At 65.9% G+C, this 20,414-nt stretch carries 17 protein-coding genes, 2 tRNA genes and 1 pseudogene; 11 read left to right on the top strand and 9 right to left on the bottom strand.

Going from position 1 to position 20,414, the window contains the following annotated elements:
* Positions 1-84 precede the first annotated feature (84 nt).
* The 6 genes from SLQ33_RS23185 to SLQ33_RS23160 all read left to right on the top strand — a co-directional run bounded on the left by SLQ33_RS23185 (position 85) and on the right by SLQ33_RS23160 (position 6,360).
* Positions 85-1,137 (top strand): amidohydrolase family protein, encoded by a 1,053-nt coding sequence (locus SLQ33_RS23185; protein ID WP_319456213.1) that lies wholly within the window; start codon positions 85-87, stop codon positions 1,135-1,137.
* Positions 1,138-1,171: 34 nt separating this feature from the next.
* Entirely contained in the window at positions 1,172-1,948 is a 777-nt protein-coding gene (locus SLQ33_RS23180; RefSeq protein ID WP_319456212.1) for an SDR family NAD(P)-dependent oxidoreductase, read from the top strand.
* Positions 1,949-2,029: 81 nt separating this feature from the next.
* The gene (locus SLQ33_RS23175; RefSeq protein WP_319456211.1) at positions 2,030-4,663 is read left to right on the top strand and encodes a LuxR C-terminal-related transcriptional regulator; all 2,634 of its coding nucleotides are present in this window, start codon (positions 2,030-2,032) and stop codon (positions 4,661-4,663) included.
* An 87-nt stretch (positions 4,664-4,750) separates the two neighbouring features.
* The gene (locus SLQ33_RS23170) at positions 4,751-4,942 is read left to right on the top strand and encodes a hypothetical protein (protein ID WP_319456210.1); all 192 of its coding nucleotides are present in this window, start codon (positions 4,751-4,753) and stop codon (positions 4,940-4,942) included.
* Between the two features lie 114 nt (positions 4,943-5,056).
* On the top strand, positions 5,057-5,965 hold the full coding sequence (locus SLQ33_RS23165) for a hypothetical protein (RefSeq protein WP_319456209.1): 909 nt from the start codon (positions 5,057-5,059) through the stop codon (positions 5,963-5,965).
* A gap of 56 nt (positions 5,966-6,021) precedes the next feature.
* On the top strand, positions 6,022-6,360 hold the full coding sequence (locus tag SLQ33_RS23160) for a hypothetical protein (RefSeq protein ID WP_319456208.1): 339 nt from the start codon (positions 6,022-6,024) through the stop codon (positions 6,358-6,360).
* Between the two features lie 49 nt (positions 6,361-6,409).
* Here SLQ33_RS23160 and clpX read toward each other — a convergent pair whose 3' ends face one another.
* The 5 genes and pseudogenes from clpX to SLQ33_RS23135 all read right to left on the bottom strand — a co-directional run bounded on the left by clpX (position 6,410) and on the right by SLQ33_RS23135 (position 10,817).
* The gene (clpX, locus tag SLQ33_RS23155) at positions 6,410-7,690 is read right to left on the bottom strand and encodes an ATP-dependent Clp protease ATP-binding subunit ClpX (RefSeq protein WP_319456207.1); all 1,281 of its coding nucleotides are present in this window, start codon (positions 7,688-7,690) and stop codon (positions 6,410-6,412) included.
* A gap of 274 nt (positions 7,691-7,964) precedes the next feature.
* Positions 7,965-8,612: an ATP-dependent Clp protease proteolytic subunit gene (locus SLQ33_RS23150; protein ID WP_319456206.1), complete on the bottom strand. Its 648-nt coding sequence runs from the start codon at positions 8,610-8,612 to the stop codon at positions 7,965-7,967.
* Positions 8,609-9,208: pseudogene (locus SLQ33_RS23145) on the bottom strand (ATP-dependent Clp protease proteolytic subunit); the annotation flags it as partial. The gene SLQ33_RS23150 and the pseudogene SLQ33_RS23145, both read right to left, overlap by 4 nt.
* A 106-nt stretch (positions 9,209-9,314) precedes the next feature.
* Positions 9,315-10,703, bottom strand: coding sequence for a trigger factor (gene tig, locus SLQ33_RS23140; protein WP_319456205.1), 1,389 nt, complete (start codon positions 10,701-10,703; stop codon positions 9,315-9,317).
* Positions 10,704-10,743: 40 nt separating this feature from the next.
* Positions 10,744-10,817 (bottom strand) — tRNA-Pro (locus SLQ33_RS23135).
* 96 nt (positions 10,818-10,913) lie between these two features.
* On the opposite strand from SLQ33_RS23135, the gene SLQ33_RS23130 reads away from it, so the two are divergent.
* From SLQ33_RS23130 to SLQ33_RS23115, 4 genes are all read left to right on the top strand, one after another.
* Positions 10,914-10,987: transfer RNA gene (locus tag SLQ33_RS23130), tRNA-Gly, on the top strand.
* 275 nt (positions 10,988-11,262) lie between these two features.
* Positions 11,263-11,625 (top strand): DUF2511 domain-containing protein, encoded by a 363-nt coding sequence (locus SLQ33_RS23125; protein WP_319456204.1) that lies wholly within the window; start codon positions 11,263-11,265, stop codon positions 11,623-11,625.
* Between the two features lie 224 nt (positions 11,626-11,849).
* A complete protein-coding gene (locus SLQ33_RS23120; protein WP_319456203.1) occupies positions 11,850-13,268 on the top strand; it encodes a multicopper oxidase family protein in 1,419 nt (472 codons plus the stop codon).
* 85 nt (positions 13,269-13,353) lie between these two features.
* The gene (locus SLQ33_RS23115; protein WP_319456202.1) at positions 13,354-14,358 is read left to right on the top strand and encodes an acyltransferase domain-containing protein; all 1,005 of its coding nucleotides are present in this window, start codon (positions 13,354-13,356) and stop codon (positions 14,356-14,358) included.
* A 93-nt stretch (positions 14,359-14,451) separates the two neighbouring features.
* On the opposite strand, the gene SLQ33_RS23110 is transcribed toward SLQ33_RS23115, so the two are convergent.
* From SLQ33_RS23110 to SLQ33_RS23100, 3 genes are read right to left on the bottom strand one after another with little or no spacing between them, the layout of a single operon-like run.
* The gene (locus SLQ33_RS23110) at positions 14,452-15,411 is read right to left on the bottom strand and encodes an isopenicillin N synthase family dioxygenase (RefSeq protein WP_319456201.1); all 960 of its coding nucleotides are present in this window, start codon (positions 15,409-15,411) and stop codon (positions 14,452-14,454) included.
* On the bottom strand, positions 15,408-15,848 hold the full coding sequence (locus SLQ33_RS23105) for a nucleoside deaminase (protein ID WP_319456200.1): 441 nt from the start codon (positions 15,846-15,848) through the stop codon (positions 15,408-15,410). Before SLQ33_RS23105 ends, SLQ33_RS23110 begins: the two co-directional genes overlap by 4 nt.
* On the bottom strand, positions 15,845-17,239 hold the full coding sequence (locus SLQ33_RS23100; protein WP_319456199.1) for a purine-cytosine permease family protein: 1,395 nt from the start codon (positions 17,237-17,239) through the stop codon (positions 15,845-15,847). The genes SLQ33_RS23105 and SLQ33_RS23100 overlap by 4 nt, the downstream gene beginning before the upstream one ends.
* Positions 17,240-17,866: 627 nt before the next feature.
* Between SLQ33_RS23100 and SLQ33_RS23095 the strand changes: the two genes are divergently transcribed.
* A complete protein-coding gene (locus tag SLQ33_RS23095) occupies positions 17,867-19,978 on the top strand; it encodes a hypothetical protein (protein ID WP_319456198.1) in 2,112 nt (703 codons plus the stop codon).
* A 30-nt stretch (positions 19,979-20,008) separates the two neighbouring features.
* On the opposite strand, the gene SLQ33_RS23090 is transcribed toward SLQ33_RS23095, so the two are convergent.
* Positions 20,009-20,290: a hypothetical protein gene (locus SLQ33_RS23090; RefSeq protein ID WP_319456197.1), complete on the bottom strand. Its 282-nt coding sequence runs from the start codon at positions 20,288-20,290 to the stop codon at positions 20,009-20,011.
* Between the last annotated feature and the right edge of the window lie 124 nt (positions 20,291-20,414).

Below are 20,414 nucleotides of genomic sequence, written 5' to 3'. Positions count from 1 at the left end.
CAGTATGAACCCAGAAGCCCAGGTCGCCTCCGCATCTCCAGCCGGCGGGCGACCACCGGGATCAGCCGTATCGAGGAGAACGACGTGAGCAGTAGCCGTCTGCCGAAGATCACCCTGGAAGAGGCGTACGCGCATCCAGACGACGTCATCCGGCTCCTGGCCGATGACGACGAGCTTGCACGGGCGGCGGACGGGGGCGGAACCACCCCCGGGTTCCTCCGGTCGGTCCAGGAGAAGCTGGGCGAGTTCGACGAGGTGCGGCTGGCCAGCATGGACGCGGCCGGCGTCGAGCACCAGATCCTCTCGCTGACTGCGCCTGGCGTGCAGATGATCACTGATCCGGTCGAGGCGACCGCCTTGGCCCGCAGGCAGAACGACTTCCTCGCCGAACAGGTCGCCCGGCACCCCGCCCGCTACTCCGGCTTCGCGGCGGTTGCGCTGCAGGAGCCCGAGAACGCGGTCAAGGAGCTGCGCCGCGCCATCGGCGACCTCGGGTTCAAGGGCGTCCTGGTCAACGGCTACACCAACACCACCGATGCGACGCACGGCCGCTATCTCGACGACCCGGCGTATCACCCGTTCTGGGAGGCGCTGTGCGAACTCGGCGTCCCCCTCTATCTGCACCCGCGTCCCGCGTTGACCGGCGGGCTCGCGTTATACGAAGGCCATCCCGAGATGAAGGGTGCCACCTGGGGCTTCGGTGCCGAGACCGCTGCGCACACCGTACGGCTGCTGCTCGGCGGGCACTTCGACCGATTCCCGAGCGCCAAGCTGATCCTCGGTCACCTGGGCGAGGGTCTGCCGGCCTTGCTGTGGCGTACCCAGAACATGTTCGACCGCAATCCCTTTGACAAGAAGATCAAGAAGAGCCTGCCCGAGTACTTCGCCGACAACATCTGGATCACCACCAGTGGCAACTTCTCCGATCACGCGCTGACGAACGCGATCCTCACCATGGGCGCCGACCGCATCCTGTTCTCCGTCGACTACCCCTACTCGGAGAACGCCTTGGGTGCCGACTGGATCGAGAGGGCGCCGATCAGCGAGCTCGACCGCCGCAAGATCGCACACGGCAACGCGCGCGGACTGTTCCGCCTTGGGTTGACAAGACCGCTCGCACGGCACACCGCGGGTTGAACACACGAAATCGTCTGAGCAGAGGAGTTTTTCGATGACACAATCGATGCGGCTGGCCGGCAAGACAGCCTTGGTGACTGGCGCAGGCCGCGGAATCGGGGCGGCGATCGCGCGGCGGCTTGCGGCAGAGGGCGCCGCGGTGGCCGTGAACTACGTACGGGATTCCGCGTCAGCCGAGGCCCTGGTCACTGACATTCGCGGCGACGGTCACCGGGCGGTGGCGTTGCAGGCCGACGTAGGCGACGTTTCCCAGACCCAAGCCCTGGTCGACCGTGTGGTGGACGAGTTCGGTGGCCTGGACATCCTGGCGAGCAATGCCGGTGTCGAGCATTTCGGTGCCCTGGACACGATCACCCCCGCCGATTTCGAACGGGTGTTTCGCATCAACGTGGCCGGCCAGCTGTTCGTCACCCAGACCGCCGTTGCAGCGATGCCCACCGGCGGTCGGGTCCTGCTCACGTCGTCGATCAGCGCCAGGATCGCGGTGTATCAGCACACTCTGTATGCGGCGAGCAAGGCGGCGGTGCAGGCGATGGTGCTGAATCTGGCGCCCGAACTTGCCGAGCGGAGTATCTGCATCAACGCGATCGCCCCGGGTGGCACGGCCACCGACATGGCCGCCGAAAACGCCGCTCGATACACCCCGCTGGCGCTGCGCGAGGTCGACCCCGACGCGGTCACACGGTCCATGAACGCGATTGGTCGGCTGGCCGAACCCCACGAAATCGCCGCGGCCGCCGCGTTTCTGCTTTCTGCCGACGCGTCATACATCACCGGAACAACCATCGACGTCGCCGGTGGATGGCTGTGAACCTGCCGTCATGCCCACTGGCTAGGGCAACGTCACCCTCGTTTACCTGCGGTCTCGAGCCAGCGCTCCTACGCTAGCTAGGTGCGCTTGACGTGGCCGCTGACGGGGCGCGTGGAGGAGCTGCGGGTCATCCAGGACGCGCTCGCGGCCCCCGATACCTCCGGGATGGTCGTCTTCGGGGCCGCCGGCGTCGGGAAGAGCCGAATCGCCCGCGACGCACTCTCGTCCGCCGCGTCCAGGGGATGCGAAATCCGTTGGGCGGTCGGCACATCGTCGGCGCAGCAGCTTCCGCTGGGGGCCTTCGCGGCGTGGGCTGGGTCGGATGTCGCGGATCGTCTGCAATTGGTCCGCGGTGTGATCGACTCGCTGACGTCCACTGCCGATGACGCCAGGGTGATTGTGGGCGTCGATGACGTACATCTGCTCGATGACCTGTCGACGTTCGTTCTGCATCAGATCGTGACCCGCCGCGCCGCGAAGCTCGTGCTCACCGTTCGCGACGGTGATCCCATTTCCGCGGCGACACAGGAGATTTGGCACATAGGCCAGTTCGACCGACTCGACTTGCGTCCACTGTCGCGCGACGAAAGCACGGCCCTGCTCTCGGTGACTCTGGACGCAGACGTGGATATGGAAGCCGCTCGGCGCCTGTGGAAGCTGACGCGTGGCAACGTTCTTTATCTGCGCACCATCGTTGAGCACGAGGTCGCCGAGGGCAGACTCGTCCAGCGGGATGGCTACTGGAGGTGGACCGGGGAACCGGTCGTGCCGCCCAGCTTGGCCGAAGCGATCGAAGCGCGGATTGGAAGCCTCGCAATACCGGTCGGCGACGTGATCGACGCGCTGGCTGTGGGCGAGCCGATCGAGCTTGAATCGCTGGTCCGAATTGCTGATGCGGTGGCGGTCGAGGATGCCGAAACGCGTGACCTCATCACGATCGAGCGCGCACCCGGCCGGGTGGACGTGCGGTTGGCGCATCCGCTGTACGGTGAGGTTCGTAGGGGACGTGCGCCCTCCACCCGGCTGCGACGGCTCCGCGGACGCGTCGCCGCTGAACTTGCCGGATCCGACCGTCGCGATGACATTCAGGTCGTCGTGCGACGTGCGGTGTTGAGTCTGGACTCCGACGTCGACCCGGATCCGGCCCTCCTCGTCACCGCCGCCCGCGGCGCGTTGGGGCTCGCGGATCTGCAGCTCGCCGATCGGCTGGCCGAGGCGGCAATGCGGGCCGGAGGGGGCGCGGAAGCGGCCTTCGTGCGCGCGATTGCACCCTTGCACCTCAGCCACGGCGAGGAGGCCGACGCCGCACTCGCCAGCATCCCCACCACCGACTTCACCAGCGCGGACCATGCCAGGCTCGCCTTCATGCGGGCCGCCACCAAGCTCCTGCGGCTCGCCGACCCCGCGGGCGCGAAGAAGCTCATCGACGATGCGTCGCAGGCCATCCCCTCCGGAGACGATCGCAGCTGTATCGATGCGTTTCTCACGGTGTACTGGGCGGCGATGGGCAGGCCGGAAGCGGCGACGGACTCGTCGAACGACCTCGTCCTCGAGGAGTTACCCGACTTTGTCGCTGAGGTGACGGCCCGCGCGGTGGTCTACGCATCCGGGGACGCTGGCCGCACCAGCGAAGCCGTGGCCGCCGCGTTCGCCGGATACGGCATTGCGCAGCGCTCGTTCGACGCCCCGCATCTGCGGTTCTCCATCGCCGACGGCCATATCGGCGCGCTCCTGCAGTCCGGTCGGGTCAGGGAAGCTTGCGACGTTGCAAATCTCGTGCAGCAACAGGCGGCCGAGTTCGCCGACTCAGCGCAGTCTTACGGTGCTGCCGCTTTAGGTCGGACGTCACTTGGCGCCGGCCAGCTCGACACCGCGTGTTCGCTCCTCGGTTCGGCGGTCGCGTCGTTGTCCGCGTCCGGCGAGACGTTCGGATGGCGCTACCGATTCCAGCTCCCGTACACGATTGCGCTGGCGATGCGCGGCTTGACCGATCAGGCTGTCACCGCGCTTGCCATGCTCGATGAGCAGCGGCGCCCGAGTTGGCGGCTGTTGGACTATGAGCTCGGGCTGGCCAAGGCATGGGTCGCGGCAAGTCAGGGTGCGGTCAGCGAGGCGATCTCGTCGGCGTTGGCGGCGGCCGAAACTGCCGGGGCCAATGGACAATTCGCGCCCGAGGTGCTGTGCTTGCAGGTTCTGACGCAATTTGGTGACCATTCCGGCGCGGCCCGGCTGCGTGAATTGGCCGCGATGGTTGAAGGGCCCCGGGTCGGCGTTGCGGCCCGCTTCGCCGAGGCCCTGCAGGCCGGAGATGGCGCCGAACTCGTTGCGGTCTCAGAGGAATTCGAGCAGATGGGCGACCTAGTGGCGGCGGTCGATGCGGCCGCTCACGCAGCCATGGCATGTCGTCGCCAGGGGTTGCGCGGATCCGGCTTGGCCAGTGCGGCACGAGCGGAAGCGTTGGCTGAACGATGTGGGGGTGCCAGTACCCCCGCTCTCGGTCGGGCGGCCGAGCGGTCGCCGCTGACCGCGCGTGAACAAGAGATCGTGGCGTTGATCGGTGAGGGGTTGTCCAACCGCGCGCTGGCCGAGCGGCTGAATGTCTCGCTACGCACCATCGAAGGCCACATCTATCGGGCGATGGCCAAGACCGGTGCGACCGATCGCGACAAGCTCGCGGCGATGCTATCTCGGCGCCGGCCAAAGCCGAGTGGATGAGGGCGTGAGTGGCGCCATCCGCGCAGTCGATTTTTCGAGTGGTGGCATACTCGCTCGGCGCCGGCGCTGCGGATGCACGCTGGTCGAATGACCGATGAACTCTGCGCGCGGGAGCGGGCGCTGCGCAAACTCCCGCTGCCGTACTCGTTGGCGTTGAGGCTTCGTGATGCCGGTGTGCCCGCCGAACTGGTGTCTGAGTATGTCGGTGTCGAGGACGTCGGACTGGACGGGTTCTACCGTGTCGCCGAGGCGAAACTCGCTGCGGCGCGGCGCGAATAGAGTAGTCGGACTGGCCGATCGTGAAAGACGAGTGGTGCGCCACTCGCAGCAAGTGGCTCTGGGCAGCCGAGGATTTGCATATAGCTGATTCCTGCTCACCAGTGAGGCAAGACAATGGCCAATGCAAACCAAACCATCGTGAACAGATCCCAATTGCTCGCCGCCGCAACGGCGATAGGCGCTGTGGCACTCCTCGCGATCCCCACGCCCGCACGAGCGGGCCCGATGTTCCCTCTGGCCCCCGCCTGCGCCCAGTACGGCTTTGACGGCAAATTCTCGCTCCGACAGGACAACGGTTTCCGGGTGTCCTTCACCTCGACCGGCCGGGCCGCCACGGGGGAAGTTGTCGCGACCGGCGACAACGGCTGGAGGCAACTGGGGTACGTCACGGGTGGCATCAAGGGTCGCAACGTCGACTTCACCACGAACTGGGACAGAAATTCGGGGACCGGACCCGGACACTATCTCGGCGTTGTGGGTGACGACGGCTTCGTGCGGGGTGGTACGACCCTCGACCAGAGCAACGTCAACGTGGCGAACTGGTCCTCCACATTGCCGCTCGGGTGCCTGGACGCACCCCTTCCCCCACCTCCTCCTGTCATCTCGGCGACCATCGGAGAACAGGTTCCCGCCGGTCCCGCTGCCGCCCGCTTGGGTGTCGCCGTCAATGGCCCGACGACGCTGCGCGCCGGAATGAGCGGAAGCTACACCGTAAACCTCAGCAATCCGGGGGATGTTGGCGCGCCGGTCGAGCTGTACGTCAGCTTCGGGGGTCAACTACAACAGACCGGTCCGGTCAACCCCTCCGGCGGCGTCAACTGCGACGTCATCAACAATGCCGGCGGCACCTCAGCGGTGCGCTGTAACGCCCAGCAACTTGAGTCGAAGGCGACAGCGCAAATCGTGGTGCAGGCGCGCGGGCCGGCGCCTGGCGCAGGTCACCTGACCGTGAACATCAACTCTTCGGACCCAGGAGCCCAGTTCGTGCAGAAGTCCCAAAAGTTGAACGTGTCGATATCCTAGAGGGGTTGGACCGGAATACGGTGTACTACTTAATAGCCTCTCCCCCAAAGTATTTGATGGGCCTGGGGGTGCTGCTGGCCGTGCTGGGAATCGCCGTGGGTCTCGCTCCCCACGCCAAGGCCGACGAGCCTGACATCTACGGCCTCATCACCTCCGAAGAGGCGCAGGAGATTTGGGCCAACGGCTGGCGCAACTGCGGCACCCTCGATCGCGCCAGCGAGACCGATCCGCCGATCACCTCCGGGCACGTGATCGGCATCATCGAGGGCTACCTGGAGCGGGGTTGGGATCTGGAGTCGGCTGGCGACATCGTCTGGGAGTCGGTGGAGGGCCGCTGCTCCGAATACATGCCGCAGGTGCAGCGCGCGATGCGCAGTTACGGCCCGATGGACTGATTGCAAAAAGCGATCGCCCCGCCGTGCGGCGGGGCGATCCGGGAAATGTCTACGCGCTCTTGTCGCGACGCTCGTTGCGCGTCGGCTTGCGCGGCACGATGGTCGGCAGCACGTTGTCCTCGACGGTCTCCTTGGTCACCACGACCTTGGCGACGTCGTCGCGGCTGGGGATGTCGTACATCACCGGGTTGAGGACCTCTTCGAGGATGGCGCGCAGCCCGCGGGCGCCGGTACCGCGGTGGATGGCCTGTTCGGCGATCGACTCGAGCGCCTCTTCGGTGAACTCCAAGTCCACGCCGTCCATCTCGAACAGTCGCGTGTACTGCTTCACCAACGCGTTCTTGGGCTCGGAGAGGATCTTGACCAACGACTCCTTGTCGAGGTTGGTCACCGACGCCACGATGGGCAGCCGGCCGATGAACTCGGGGATCAATCCGAACTTGATCAGGTCCTCGGGCATGACCTCGGCGAAGTGGTCCTGGGTATCGATCTCGGCCTTGGACCGCACCTCGGCGCCGAACCCGAGGCCGCGCTTGCCGACGCGGTCGGAGACGATCTTCTCCAGCCCCGCGAACGCACCCGCCACGATGAACAGCACGTTGGTGGTGTCGATCTGGATGAACTCCTGATGCGGATGCTTGCGGCCGCCCTGCGGGGGCACCGACGCCTGCGTGCCCTCCAGGATCTTCAGCAGCGCCTGCTGGACGCCTTCACCGGAGACGTCGCGGGTGATCGACGGGTTCTCGCTCTTGCGGGCGATCTTGTCGACCTCGTCGATGTAGATGATGCCGGTCTCGGCGCGCTTCACGTCGTAGTCGGCGGCCTGGATCAGCTTGAGCAGAATGTTCTCGACGTCCTCACCGACGTAGCCCGCCTCGGTGAGCGCGGTGGCGTCGGCGATGGCGAACGGCACGTTGAGCATCTTGGCCAACGTCTGCGCCAGGTAGGTCTTGCCGCAACCCGTGGGGCCGAGCATCAGGATGTTGGACTTCGCGAGTTCGACGGGCTCGGCGCGGGAGTCGCGCATCTTCTCCTGCGCTTGGATGCGCTTGTAGTGGTTGTAGACGGCGACGGCCAACGTCTTCTTGGCGGTGTCCTGGCCGATGACGTAGCCCTCGAGGAATTCGCGAATTTCGACGGGTTTCGGCAGCTCGTCGAGTTTGACGTCGTCGGCGTCGGCGAGTTCCTCTTCGATGATCTCGTTGCACAGGTCGATGCACTCGTCGCAGATGTACACGCCGGGACCCGCGATGAGCTTCTTGACCTGCTTCTGGCTCTTGCCACAGAAAGAGCACTTCAGCAGGTCGCCACCGTCTCCAATGCGTGCCATTTGCCTGCGGTCCTACTTTCCTGATCGCCGTCGGTCGGGGTCTGCCGTGCGGGTGGCTTCGGGCCTAGTTCCCGACGCTACCCGTATGTTCCGGCGCTTTGCGACCGATAAAGCCGAATCGCGTCGGTGATATTTCGCTGCGTTGGCAGAGAACATATCCCCTGTCGTCGCCCGTAGCCCGCCGGAACGCGCACCGATCTCGTTCGTGTCGCCGCCGTTACCGCTCCGCGAGCCATCCGTCACCAACGTAGCGCGCCGCGGGCCGCCGCGACGCTCAGGCGTTCTGGGCCGAGAGCTTCCGGTACTCGAGCACCGTGTCGATGATTCCGTATTCCTTGGCGGCCGCGGCCGTCAGGATCTTGTCGCGGTCGGTGTCCTTGCGGACCTGCGCAGCGTCCTTGCCGGTGTGCCGCGCCAACGTCTCCTCCATGAGGGTGCGCATCCGCTCGATCTCGGCGGCCTGGATTTCCAGGTCCGAGAACTGGCCCTGGATGACGCCGCCGAGGGACGGCTGGTGAATCAGGATGCGCGCGTTGGGCAGCGCGAGCCGCTTGCCCGGCGTACCGGCGGCGAGCAGGACCGCGGCAGCCGACGCCGCCTGGCCGAGGCACACCGTCTGGATGTCCGCGCGGACGTACTGCATGGTGTCGTAGATCGCCATCAGCGACGTGAACGACCCGCCCGGCGAGTTGATGTACATCGTGATGTCGCGGTCGGGATCGAGCGACTCGAGCACCAGCAGCTGCGCCATGATGTCGTTCGCCGAGGCGTCGTCGACCTGCACGCCGAGGAAGATGATGCGCTCCTCGAACAGCTTGTTGTACGGGTTGGATTCCTTGACGCCCCAACTCGAGTGCTCGACGAACGACGGAAGGATGTACCGGGCCTGCGGCTGCAGACGGGGGTCGGTGTGATCGGTCATGGCTTCACTCCGTTGAGGTTCGCGCGGGTGATGATGTGGTCGACGAAGCCGTATTCGAGCGCCTCGGGGGCGGTGAACCAGCGGTCGCGGTCCGAGTCCGTCTCGATGCGTTCGATGGTCTGCCCGGTGAACTCGGCGTTGAGCCGGAACATCTCCTTCTTGATGACCGCGAACTGCTCGGCCTGGATGGCGATGTCGGCCGCGCTACCAGTGACCCCGCCGAGCGGCTGGTGCATCAGGATGCGGGCGTGCGGCAGCGCGAAGCGCTTGCCCTTGGTGCCCGCCGCGAGCAGGAACTCGCCCATCGAGGCGGCCATGCCCATGGCGTAGGTCGCGACGTCGCACGGCGCGAGCACCATGGTGTCGTAGATCGCCATGCCGGCGCTGATCGAGCCGCCCGGCGAGTTGATGTAGAGGTTGATGTCCTTGGTGGGATCCTCGGCCGAGAGCAGCAGAATCTGCGCGCACAGCCGGTTGGCGATGTCGTCGTCGACCTGAGAGCCCAGGAAGATGATGCGCTCGGAGAGCAACCGCTCATAGACCGAGTCGACGAGGTTGAGCCCCGGCGTGCTCGAACGCATGTCAGTCACGTGTGAATACCTGCTTTCTCGAGTCTTTGTACTCGACGTTCATGTTCACCGACATTAACCAACGCGCGCCCGGTCGGAGTCCCCGGAGCGCCGTCGTTCGCTCACAGCGTCACTACGCGTCGGCGTCCTCGTCGTCGGCGGCGTCGTCGTCTTGCTCGGAATCCGCGACGCCCTGGGGTGCCGACGGACCGAAGAACTCCTCGGTGTCGATCTCGTCGCCGGCGGTGTCGGTGACGGCGGCGCCGTGCACGATGGCCGCGATCGTCAGGCCACGGCGCACGTCGGCGAACATCGCAGGAAGCTGGTTGTTCTGCTGAAGCACCTGCAACAGCTGCTGGGGCTCGAGGCCGTACTGGCGCGACATCAGCACCAGCCGCTCGGTGAGGTCGTTCTGGCCGACCTGGATGTCGAGGTCGTCGGCGATCTTGTCCATGAGCAGCTGGGTCTTGACGGCCCGCTCCGCGTTGGTGCGGTTGTCCGTGTCGAACTCCTCGCGGCTGCTGCCCTGCTCCTTGAGCGCCTCCTCGAACTTCGACTCGTCGTGCTCGAGGCCGTGGATCGCGTTGTGCAGCGTGTCGTCGACCTGGGCCTGCACGACGTTCTCGGGCAGCGGAACCTCGACCTGCTCGAGCAGGACTTCGAGGGCCTTGTCGCGGATCTGCTCGGCCTGACCGATGCGCTTCACTCGCTTCACCTGCTCGACGAGGCTCTCCTTGAGCTCGTCGATGGTGTCGAATTCACTTGCCAGTTGGGCGAATTCGTCGTCGGGCTCGGGGAGCTCGCGCACCTTGACCGAGTTGACCTTGACCGTGACGTCGGCGTCCTCGTTGGCGTGCTCACCGGCGACCAGCTTGGTGGTGAACACCTTGGTCTCGTCGGCCTTGAGGCCCTTGATGGCGTCGTCGAGGCCCTCGATGAGCTGGCCCGACCCGATCTCGTGCGACAAGCCCTCGGTCTTGGCCTCGGCGACGTCCTCGCCGTCGATGGTGGCCGACAGGTCGATCGACACGAAGTCGCCGTCCTCGGCAGCCCGCTCGACGCCGGTCAGGGTGCCGAACCGCGCCCGCAGGTTCTGCAGTTCCGCGTCGACCTCTTCGTCGGAGACCTCGATGGGGTCGACGGTGATCTTCAGCGCCGACAAGTCGGGCAGGACGATCTCGGGGCGGACGTCGACCTCGGCGGTGAACGTCAGGTCCTCGCCGTACTCCTTCTTGGTGACCTCGATCTCGGGCTGCCCGATGGGCTTGACCTCGGAGGTGGTCACGGCCTCGGTGTACCGGCCGGGAACGGCGTCCTCGACCACCTGGTCGAACATGACCTGCTTGTCGACGCGCGACTCCAGCAGCTTGACCGGCACCTTGCCGGGCCGGAAGCCGGGCATGCGGATCTGCTTGGCCATCTGCTTGAACGCGGTGTCGATGTCGGGCGCGAGCTCCGCGAAGGGCACCTCCACATTGATCCGCACCCGGGTCGGGCTCAACTGTTCGACGGTGCTCTTCACGGCATGTGCTCCTTGCATGTCTGTTCTCGTCACGTGTCTGTCGGGGTGACAGGATTTGAACCTGCGGCCTTCCGCTCCCAAAGCGGATGCGCTACCAAGCTGCGCTACACCCCGCGTCGTCCTGCCGTCGAGATGATACGGGCTGAACACGCGACACAATCAATTGGATTTGACTAGGTCGGCGCCGGTACAGTCTGCGGAGCAGTGCACGCGGGCGTAGCTCAATGGTAGAGCCCTAGTCTTCCAAACTAGCTACGCGGGTTCGATTCCCGTCGCCCGCTCCAAGGAACCGCCCTGACGGGGCGGTTTTCTGCTTTCCGGGGCAGATGTGCGGGCTGGCGTTGCTCCCGCATGATCTGCCGTTCCTGCCACCCGAGCCTCATAGGGTCGTGTGCTGGCTACCCGCCACCGACCAACTCCGACCTGCGACGACGATGCGAGCTAGCCCAAAGGCCGCGCCTAGACGGTTTGGGCAGTCTCAGCTACCCGTAGCTGCCCGAAGCGTGGAGACCCTGCGGAGACCTCCAGCCGTTTGCTGACTGCTCGCTAGAATCTGCGTGTGGGGATTCGGGTGGGCTTGGCGGTCGCCGCGGTTGCGCTCTTGCTGGCCGGATGCGCCGAACAACCGAAGCCGGCGCGTCGCGCCGAGGTGTCGCGAACGGCGTGGCAGAACGGCACGCACAAAGGCCTTTGGCCGTTCACCGTCGACGAGGGCGTCCTGACGTGTCATCCCCCCGATTGGGTGACGTTCACGGCTAATGGGACGGAGTACGCGCTCACCGATTCCGCCAGGTGGATCGGCCACTTCCACGATGTTTCAGCGATCTCGGCCAAGGGCTACGTCGATATAGGCGACGAACACCAGCCCGTTCCGGTCTCCTTTCGTCCGGTGACCGACCGCGGGCTCGAGCTCTGTTCTTGACGCTCTCCTGCCCCGATGTCTGGCGAGCTGGGCACGACTGTGCAATGGTCGTGCTGACACACGACCGCGTGTGCCACCACGTAGGCCTCCGCGAGGGGGCCTACCACTGTCTGAGTGGGTGACGGCGTCTTGGCGATTACAGGTTCGGCCGACCCGACCAGCACAATCCATCGAACGAATGACGTTCTGGCCGAATGCCATTCAGCACCGGAAGGATCGATGGCGTGAACTTGATCGACGGTAGCGGCGCGTTCCATGTCGACCGCAGGCAGTTCCTGGCACTGGCGGGCATCGGCGTTGCCACGGTAGCGGCCGGATGCTCATCGACGTCGTCGTCGACGGCCACGCTCGAGACGCCGCCCTATCCGGAGCCAGACCAGTTCGTCAGCAAGGACGGTGTGCTCAACGCGGCGGTGAACGTCACCCGGGAACCGATCGACATCGGTGACCAGAAGGTGCTGGCCACCGTCTACAACGGCAAGTTCCTCGGCCCGACGCTGCGCCTACGCCCCGGCGAACGCCTCGAACTCGCGGTCACCAACAGCCTGCCGGAGATCACGAACGTCCACTTCCACGGGATGCACGTATCGCCGTCGGGGATCTCGGACAACGTCTTCCTCACCATCAACCCGGGCCAGACGCAGAACTACGTCCTCGACGTCCCGAAGAACCACCCCATGGGCACCTTCTGGTACCACACGCATGCCCACCCCTACACCGAGGCGCAGGTCTTCGGCGGCCTCGCCGCATTGCTCGTCATCGACGGACTGACCGACCTGCTGCCGCCCGAACTGCGGGGCATCAAGGAACAGACGGTCGCGCTCAAGGACTATCAGGCCGCGAACGGCGAGATCCTGAGGACGAAGATCGACAGCAACGCACCGACGACGCGGACGGTCAACGGCACCGTCAACCCCACGCTCCAGATCGACGCCGGCGAGACGCAGCTGTGGCGCCTGGCCAACCTCGGCGCCGACATCTACTACGAGCTGCAACTCGACGGACACCAGTTCCACGTGATCGGCGTCGACGGCAACCCGGCGTGGCGCGTGGAGGGCACGGATTCGATCGTGCTGCCGCCCGGCAATCGATTCGACGTGCTGGTCCAGGGCGGGATACCCGGCACCTACACGCTGAAGACACTGAAGTACGACCAGCAGGGCGACGTGTACCCGGAGACTGCGCTCGCCACCGTGAACGTCAACGAGTCATCGCAGACTCCGGCCACGCTCCCGACGGGATTGGCTGGGCCGGCCAGCCTCTCCGCCACGAAGGTCGACAAGACGCGCACCATCAGATTCGCCAAGGACCAGGCCACCGGGCACTTCCTCATCGACGGCCAGATGTACGACCACAACCGCATCGATCAGTCGGTGCCGCTCGGCGCCGTCGAAGACTGGACGGTACGGAACGAGAACTCACAACAGCACCCGTTCCACATCCACATCAACGACTTTCAGGTCATGTCCATCAACGGTCAGCCGTTCGACGCGATCAGTCGTCAGGACACCGTGAACGTGCCGGCCAACGGGGAGGTCGTCGTGCGCATCCCCTTCTACGACTTCAAGGGCAAGTTCGTCTACCACTGCCACATCCTCAACCACGCCGACATGGGAATGATGGCCAACGTGGAGGTCGTGTAGTCCGATCGGACGACACCGGTTTCATCCCTCGAATAATGCGATCGCACGCTACTGAGTAGGCGCGCTGGATCGCAGGCTTGTGCGCATGATCAATACAGCGTTTGCACACTCCGCCGCGCTCGTCTTCCCCGGACAGGGCGCGCAATGGCCCGGCATGGCCGCAGAGCTCCTGGACACCAGCCGGGTCTTCGCCACCCGGCTGCGCGAATGCGCAGCCGCGGTCGAGGCGCACGTCGACTGGTCGGTCGAAGACGTGTTGCGGCAACGGCCCGGCGCCCCGTCGCTCGATCGCGTCGAGGTGGTGCAGCCGGTGCTGTTCTCGGTGCACGTGGCACTCGCCGAACTGTGGCTCGCGAGCGGTCTCGTCGCCCACGCGGTGGTCGGGCAGTCCCAAGGTGAGGTCGCCGCGGCGTGCGTAGCGGGAGCACTGGACCTCGACGACGCGGCGCGCGTCATCGTCATGCGGTCGCAGTTGTTCGCCGACGACCTCGTCGGGCGTGGCGGCATCGCGTCAATCAGTCTCTCGGCCAACGACATCGAGAGCTACCTCGCGGCCTCCTGCGGTCAGCTCGAGCTCGCCGGATCGATCGGGCCTCGCACGGTGACCGTGGTCGGCGCACAGGCTGCCCTCGACCACCTCGTGACGAAGCTCCGCTTGCGCGGCATCCCGGCCAAGGTCATCCCCGCGTCGATTCCGTCGCACTGTGCACTCGTCGAGCCGCTGCGCGACCGACTCACCGGGCTGCTCGACGGCATCCGGCCCCGGCCTAGCCGCATCCCTATCTACTCGACGGTGACGGGAGCCGTGGTGGACGGAGCGCAGCTGACGGCCGACTACTGGTACGCGAACGCTCGCCAGCCCGTCGTGTTCGACGCGGCGATGAGGCGGCTGCTCGCCGACGGTTGCCGGGTGTTCGTCGAGTCCAGTGCTCATCCGGTACTCGTCACGGCAATGGCCGCGACGGCTAATGAACTTGGATGTCCGTCCGCCATCACCGGCACCCTGCGCCGGGGCTCGGGCGGGCTCGAGCAGTTCTGCACGGCGCTCGCAGCCGTCCCCATCCCGGCGGGCGTGATGTCGGCGGCGTGACTCGGCGAGATCCAACGCCGAAGGTACGGTTGTTGTACGCAAACCTCGAGTAAGGCCGTGAGCAACCGTACTTTCGGCGATCACAATCGGAAGCTAGCCGACGGTGATCGCGTCCAGGCGCTCCTTGATGAACGCCGATGACGTCACCGACCCGAGTCCCGACACCGTCCCGATCGGCGGCTCCAATGGGGTGACGACGGCGTCGTGGTTGGCCTCGTAGAAGTAGATGAGCGAGACCAGGTCCTCTTCGGGCGCGTGCGGCTGCGGGGGCAGCACGCGGTGACGCCCAGACGGCCAGCGTCGACCGCTCCAATACTCGAGCAGGTCACCGATGTTCACCGTCAACGCGGCCGGGTCGTAGGGGGCGTCGGCCCATCCCCCGGCCTCCGAGTACACCTGGAGGCCACCGGCGCCCGGCTCGCGATCGAGCACGGTGACGGTCCCGAAGTCGGTGTGCGGGCCGATGCGGAACTGGCCGGGCTCTGGCTCGCCGACGACGCTGACGGGCGGATAGTGGTTGATGTTCATCGTCCAGGTCGGCACGTCGGCGAGCATCGCCCACGGGTTGACGGGCAGTCGCAAGGCGTGCGAAAACAGCGCGAGCAGTTCGTCGGAGACCCGGCGCATCTCCGCGGTGTACTCCGCGACCAGTCGCTGCAGCGTCGGCACCTCGTCGGGCCAGACGTTGGGGGCGAACCAGATTCGGTCGACCTCGGGGTCGCCGGACGCGGTCTCGGCACCCAGGCTGTAGCTCTCCTTGAGGTCGGGCGGCGTCTCGGTGCCCTCGGCGTACGCGTTTGCCTCCGCGCCGGGTCCGATCCAGCCGTGTCCGCCGACGGGCACGCTGTAGCACTGTTTCACGTCCTCGGGCTGGGCGAAGAACTCCCGGCTGGCGGCGCGCACCGATGCCGCCAGTTGTGGGTCGACGCCATGACCCGTGACCAGGATGAAGCCTGCCCGCTGTAGCCCCTCGTCGACCTCGGTGGCCACCGCGTCGGCATCGGCCCCGCCGGACCGCCACCGCGAAAGGTCTACCGTCACAATGGTGTTCACTCGCCAATATCCTCCGCCCAGAGCTCCGGATTCGCCGCGATGAAGTCGTTCATCATCGTCATGCAGCGTTGGTCGTCGAGCACGGTGACCGTCACGCCGTGCTCGGACAGCCAGTCGTGGCCGCCGTAGAACGTGGTGGCCTCGCCGATCACGACGGCGCCGATGTTGAACTGCCGCACCAGCCCGCTGCAATACCAGCACGGCGACAGCGTCGTCACCATCACCGTGGAACGGTAGTTGCGTTGCCTGCCCGCGGCCCGGAACGCGTCGGTCTCGGCGTGCACCGACGGATCGTCCTGCTGCACGCGGCGGTTGTGTCCGCTGCCCAAGAGGGTTCCCTCGGAGGAGAACAACGCCGCGCCAATCGGAATACCACCCTCCGCCAAGCCCTTCCGGGCCTCGGCGACGGCGACGTCGAGCATGTCCTGCGGCGTCATGCCTTCAAGCGCTCGGCGGCGATCTTGGACCGGCACAGCAGCAGGTAACTGCCACCGGCCAGCACGAAGCCGATGAAGAAGGTGATGTCGCCGAGTTGCGGGACGGCCTTGGCGACGAAGCCGACGAACTTCTCCTGGTTGGAGAAGAGCACCACCGACACCACCAGGCCGATCATGAAGGACAGCAACCCATTCCAGTTGGCGTACGACCGGTCGTAGAGGAAGCCGGCGATCTTCTGCCCGCGCCGCAGGTACTGGTCGGCGAACACGACGCCCAGCCATGGCCCGATCCAATACGCGATGATCAGCAGGAAGGCCTCGTAGCTGTGGGCGGCGTCCGGAAGCGCCCACCACGCGATCAGGAAGCCTGCGACGCCGAAGAACACCGTGACCAGCGCCCGGGCCACGTGGGCGGGCAGCTTGATCCCGATGGTCACGAAAGCCATTGCGCCGGAATAGATGTTGATCGCGTTGGCGGCGATGGCGCCGATCGCGATGGCCAGCAGGGTGGCCTTGGCGAGCGGCGACGCCAGTTCGGAGGTGAACGAGCCCGTCGGGTCGGCCAGCGACGCCTCGCCCGTCGTCACCGACGCAGCCCCGACCACCTCGAGCACGAAGCACGACAGGAACAGCCCGGCCGACGCGAACAGGCCCGTCCGCGCGGTCGACACCGTCGACGGTAGGTAGCGGGTGTAGTCGGCCGCATAGGGCGTCCAGCCTGCGGCGTAGCCGAACGAGGTCCCGACGGTCAGCAGGAACCCACCGAGGCCGCCGACGCCCTCCGCGGCCGCCGGAGACGCGAAGTCCGCGTGCATGAAGATCGCCACCGACGCCGCGATGAAGATCACGGCCAGCACCGGGAACGACCACCGCTCGAACGCCTGCACCAGGTTGTGTCCGAAGAAGGCGAACCCGGTCTGCAGCAGCACGATGATGACCAGACCCAGCAGCGGCCCGAAGCCGAACAGCGTGCTCAACGCGAACGCGCCGCTGACGCTGTTGGTGGCGAACCACCCGACGCCTGCGGTGACCGACATCAGGACCGCGGGCACGGCGTTTCCCTTGAACCCGAACGCCATCCGGCCCAGCACCATCTGCGGCACGCCGTGTAGCGGCCCACGCGCTGAGAGGAAGTAGTGAGCCACCGCGCCGAGGCCGGTGCCGATGGCGATGCCCGCCACGGCCTGCCAGAACGTCTGGCCGAACGCGAGCACGGCCAGCATGCCAACGAAGATCGTCGCGAACTCTAGGTTCGGCGAGGTCCACGTCCAGAACAACTGGTGTGGCTTGCCGTGCCGGTCGGCCTCGGCGATGAACTCGTTGCCGCCCGGTTCGACGGCGACGATCTTGTCGCGGTAGGAACCGTCAGTACTGGGCTCGGCAACTGTCATCCGGATACCGTGGCCCCGTGCGGGCGCGCGCGCAACCGGAACGTGCATCACCCCTGCACGTTGTGCCGATGCTTCGTCAGTGGTCGGCATCCCTGCCGAGAAGGTGGTCGCCGGAGGCATCCCCGGCCAGGGTCGAGACATTTCCCGATGACCGAGGCCGACCGGAGCGCTTCACCATGACCCCCGGGCCTCGTCGCGGCGGCAAGCGCGTCGCCGCCTGCCAGCTACCTACGGTTTGCGTGGTTCTCGATCGGCCAAGGGACCTCGGAGCTCTGATTTCGGGGCGAATTGGTCACATTGACATGCTCGGATGGCCGAACCGGTCACCACGAAATCCGTAGCATATTGACGCTGCCGTCGAACGGGCAACGATGTCCGCCGCAAGCGTCCGAAATATCTCCAGCAAATTGCCACTGCGTAAACGTCGCAGTTGCTCGCACCTGACTCATCGGTAGGGAGATTACGCCTGCAAGCTGCAGAAATAAATTGACGGAGCCGTCGACGAAGTGATTGCTCACGCAAGAAATTGACGTGTGGAGAAATATTCTAGCAATCCTATCTAGTGTGTTACAACGGTGTTACGTTGATTGGAGAGAGCCCGAGGCGGCCACTGAAAGGACCAGTCAGATGGCATCGAAGCATCGGAAGCGCGGTCAGCGCTCCAAGAAGATCGCACTAATGGGCGCCAGCACCGCGACGGCGACTGTCTTGACCGTCGGCATGGTTTCGGCGTCCACGCCTCAAGCCGCGGTAAACGAGCGGGATGTGGCGCTTACCGCGGCCACGGGCCCCAACTACACCCAGCTCATCACCGACTCGTCGAACAGCCTCAACAACGTCCTGTTCACAGCGGGCAACCTCGGTGGCGCGGCGGCAGGCATCTGGGATCCACTCGCGACAGCGATTCCAGGCGGGCTGCTCCCGACGTTCACGGCGGGCACCACGCAGAATGACCTGACGTCCATCGCAGGCCTTCTCGCCGCGTTATCCGGCATCAGCGTGCCGGACTTGAGCGGTGTGCCTGGGCTCCCGGCAGACGCGACGACCACGATCACCGGGGCGCTGCTTCCGGGGCTCGTCCCGGCGCTCGGGGTCCTCGGCGGGCCGGTGCTCGGAACCGTGGCATCGCTGGGGACCATCACCGGCGTGCTCGCGGCGCTCAACGCCATCAACGCCCTCCCGGTGGTGGGGGGTCTCATCACCGGCATCCCGACGCTTGGTGATCTGATTCCCGGCCTGACGGTCACGCAGACCACCTTCGACTCGGCCTACGACTGGCCGCTTCTGGGGCTCGGCCCGGTCCTGGGGCTCAACGGTTCGACCAGTATCTCGAACACGTTCGCTCAGGTGCCTAGCCTGACCGGATCGTCCCTGGCCACCGGAATTCTCAGCGGCCTTGGGCTACCCCCCGTTCCCGGGCTGCCCGCACTCATCAACACCGCGCTGGCGCCCCTCAATGCGATCTCCACACCGTCGGTGACAGCGTGGGTGCCTGCCGGGTCCGGCAATTACGGTCTGCCGCTGGGTGGCTCGATCGGATGGCTGGCCACGATGCCGACCCTGGCCGTCGGTCCCGTCGCCGTGGGTCCCATCGTTCTTTCGGACACCGACACCGTCATTGCCATCCCCATCCTCGCGGCGGGCGCGATCCTGCCACTGAACCTCGCGTCGGCCGGAATAGTGACCACACCGGGCGTCGTCTTCCCCACGGCGACCGGGGTTTCCACGCTCGGCGGCGCCACGCTGATGTCGTTTGGCGTTCCCGCACTCGGGCTCGGCTATACGAGCTTGAACATTTTGTCCGCGACCTACGTCGGAACGAACGGGATCAACTACAACAGCGGTACCACCATCGCCACGCTCACCACCCCGTTCGGCGCACTTCCGATCGTCTATTCGCTCGGCTCGTTCAACGCGGGCACTACCGGATTCGGATTCACCCTCCCGTCGCTCTTCACCGTCGGGCTCCTGCCGTCCTTCCAAGTCGGCACCGCCCCGACACAGCAGTCCCCGGACGGGCTGATTCCCGCGAGCGTGCTGAACCTGGGGCTGCTAGTGCCTACCCAGACGACCGATCTGGTTACGCTCCTTGGCCTACCCAACCCAGGCGCTCTTGTGACGCCAGTCCTGAACCCCGTGTTCGGCATCGTGGTGGCACCCGTCGGGTCCCAAATCACCAACGCCCTCAACGGCTCCGTCGGCCCAGTTGCCAACGGGCTCTCGGGCGCAACGGCGCAACTGACCGCCCTGCTCGCTCAATTGTCGGGCGGCGTCGCAGGGGCGGTTACCCCGCTGAGCATGGCCACGGCCTCCGCGCAACCCGGTCTCCAGTCGGCGACTTCGGAGCCGGACCCGGTGCCACAGACGATCACGCTGGCTAGTGCGCCGCCAGTGAATCCGCAAACCACACCCCCCTCGGGCAGCCAGCCGGTGACGGTGGCGGAAACCTCTGTGCCACAGGCCATTGAGGAGGCACCTGTCAGAAAGCGCCCGCTACTGAACCTCATCACCGGCACGCCGAACCCGGCTTGGACCGCTGTCGGCAATGGCCGCACGCCGATCAAGACCGCGGTGACGAATGTGCAGAATCAGCTCCGCTCGGCCGTCGAGAACACACAGACACAGCTCAACGACGCGGTGAAGAATACGGTCAAGGCAGTCAGTAACGCGGTTGGCAGCGCCGGGTCGCTCGCCAAACCGGACTCGACCACACAATCGACGGGTAGTGCTACGCCGTAGTACCGCGCGGTGACACAGCGCAGAGCTCTGCTAGGACGGCACTCCGTGGTCGATGACGTGATGCACGGGCAGTATCGACGGCTTGCCCCCTTCGAAGCCCGCCTCGCCGAGTGACTCCCGGAAGCCACCGGCGAAGGAGTCGTAGGCCTGGCGGCTCTCCCACACCGAGATCGTGAAGAACTCGTCGCCCTCACCGACCCCTGCGTGAAAGATGAGCCCGTCGGCACTTGGCGGGTTCACATCGGACGTCCACGTCGCCTTGTAGGTGGCAACGTCGAGTGCGGGCGGGCGATAGGCGACGGCGATCTTCACGGCGGGGCCTTCCTCTCCAGCGGGTGAAACACAGTCTGCGGGACGAGCGGTCGGCATCGGCGTCAGTTCACGCGAAAGCCGTCGCGAGGCCACGTCGGGCCCTCAAACTCAGACGCGACACGCG

The organism is Mycobacterium sp. RTGN6, from assembly GCF_033804605.1.
Classification (GTDB): Bacteria; Actinomycetota; Actinomycetes; order Mycobacteriales; family Mycobacteriaceae; genus Mycobacterium.
The sequence above is the reverse complement of the archived record's forward strand: the minus strand, read 5'-3'. Positions and strand labels throughout refer to the sequence as shown.

Bases quoted from the DNA above. Each gene is read 5' to 3' on its own strand.
- SLQ33_RS23180 (WP_319456212.1), top strand. From the start codon at position 1,172: ATGACACAATCGATGCGGCTGGCCGGCAAGACAGCCTTGGTGACTGGC.
- SLQ33_RS23170 (WP_319456210.1), top strand. From the start codon at position 4,751: ATGACCGATGAACTCTGCGCGCGGGAGCGGGCGCTGCGCAAACTCCCG.
- SLQ33_RS23165 (WP_319456209.1), top strand. From the start codon at position 5,057: ATGGCCAATGCAAACCAAACCATCGTGAACAGATCCCAATTGCTCGCC.
- SLQ33_RS23160 (WP_319456208.1), top strand. From the start codon at position 6,022: ATGGGCCTGGGGGTGCTGCTGGCCGTGCTGGGAATCGCCGTGGGTCTC.
- clpX (WP_319456207.1), bottom strand. From the start codon at position 7,690: ATGGCACGCATTGGAGACGGTGGCGACCTGCTGAAGTGCTCTTTCTGT.
- SLQ33_RS23150 (WP_319456206.1), bottom strand. From the start codon at position 8,612: ATGACCGATCACACCGACCCCCGTCTGCAGCCGCAGGCCCGGTACATC.
- SLQ33_RS23115 (WP_319456202.1), top strand. From the start codon at position 13,354: ATGATCAATACAGCGTTTGCACACTCCGCCGCGCTCGTCTTCCCCGGA.
- SLQ33_RS23105 (WP_319456200.1), bottom strand. From the start codon at position 15,848: ATGACGCCGCAGGACATGCTCGACGTCGCCGTCGCCGAGGCCCGGAAG.
- SLQ33_RS23100 (WP_319456199.1), bottom strand. From the start codon at position 17,239: ATGACAGTTGCCGAGCCCAGTACTGACGGTTCCTACCGCGACAAGATC.
- SLQ33_RS23095 (WP_319456198.1), top strand. From the start codon at position 17,867: ATGGCATCGAAGCATCGGAAGCGCGGTCAGCGCTCCAAGAAGATCGCA.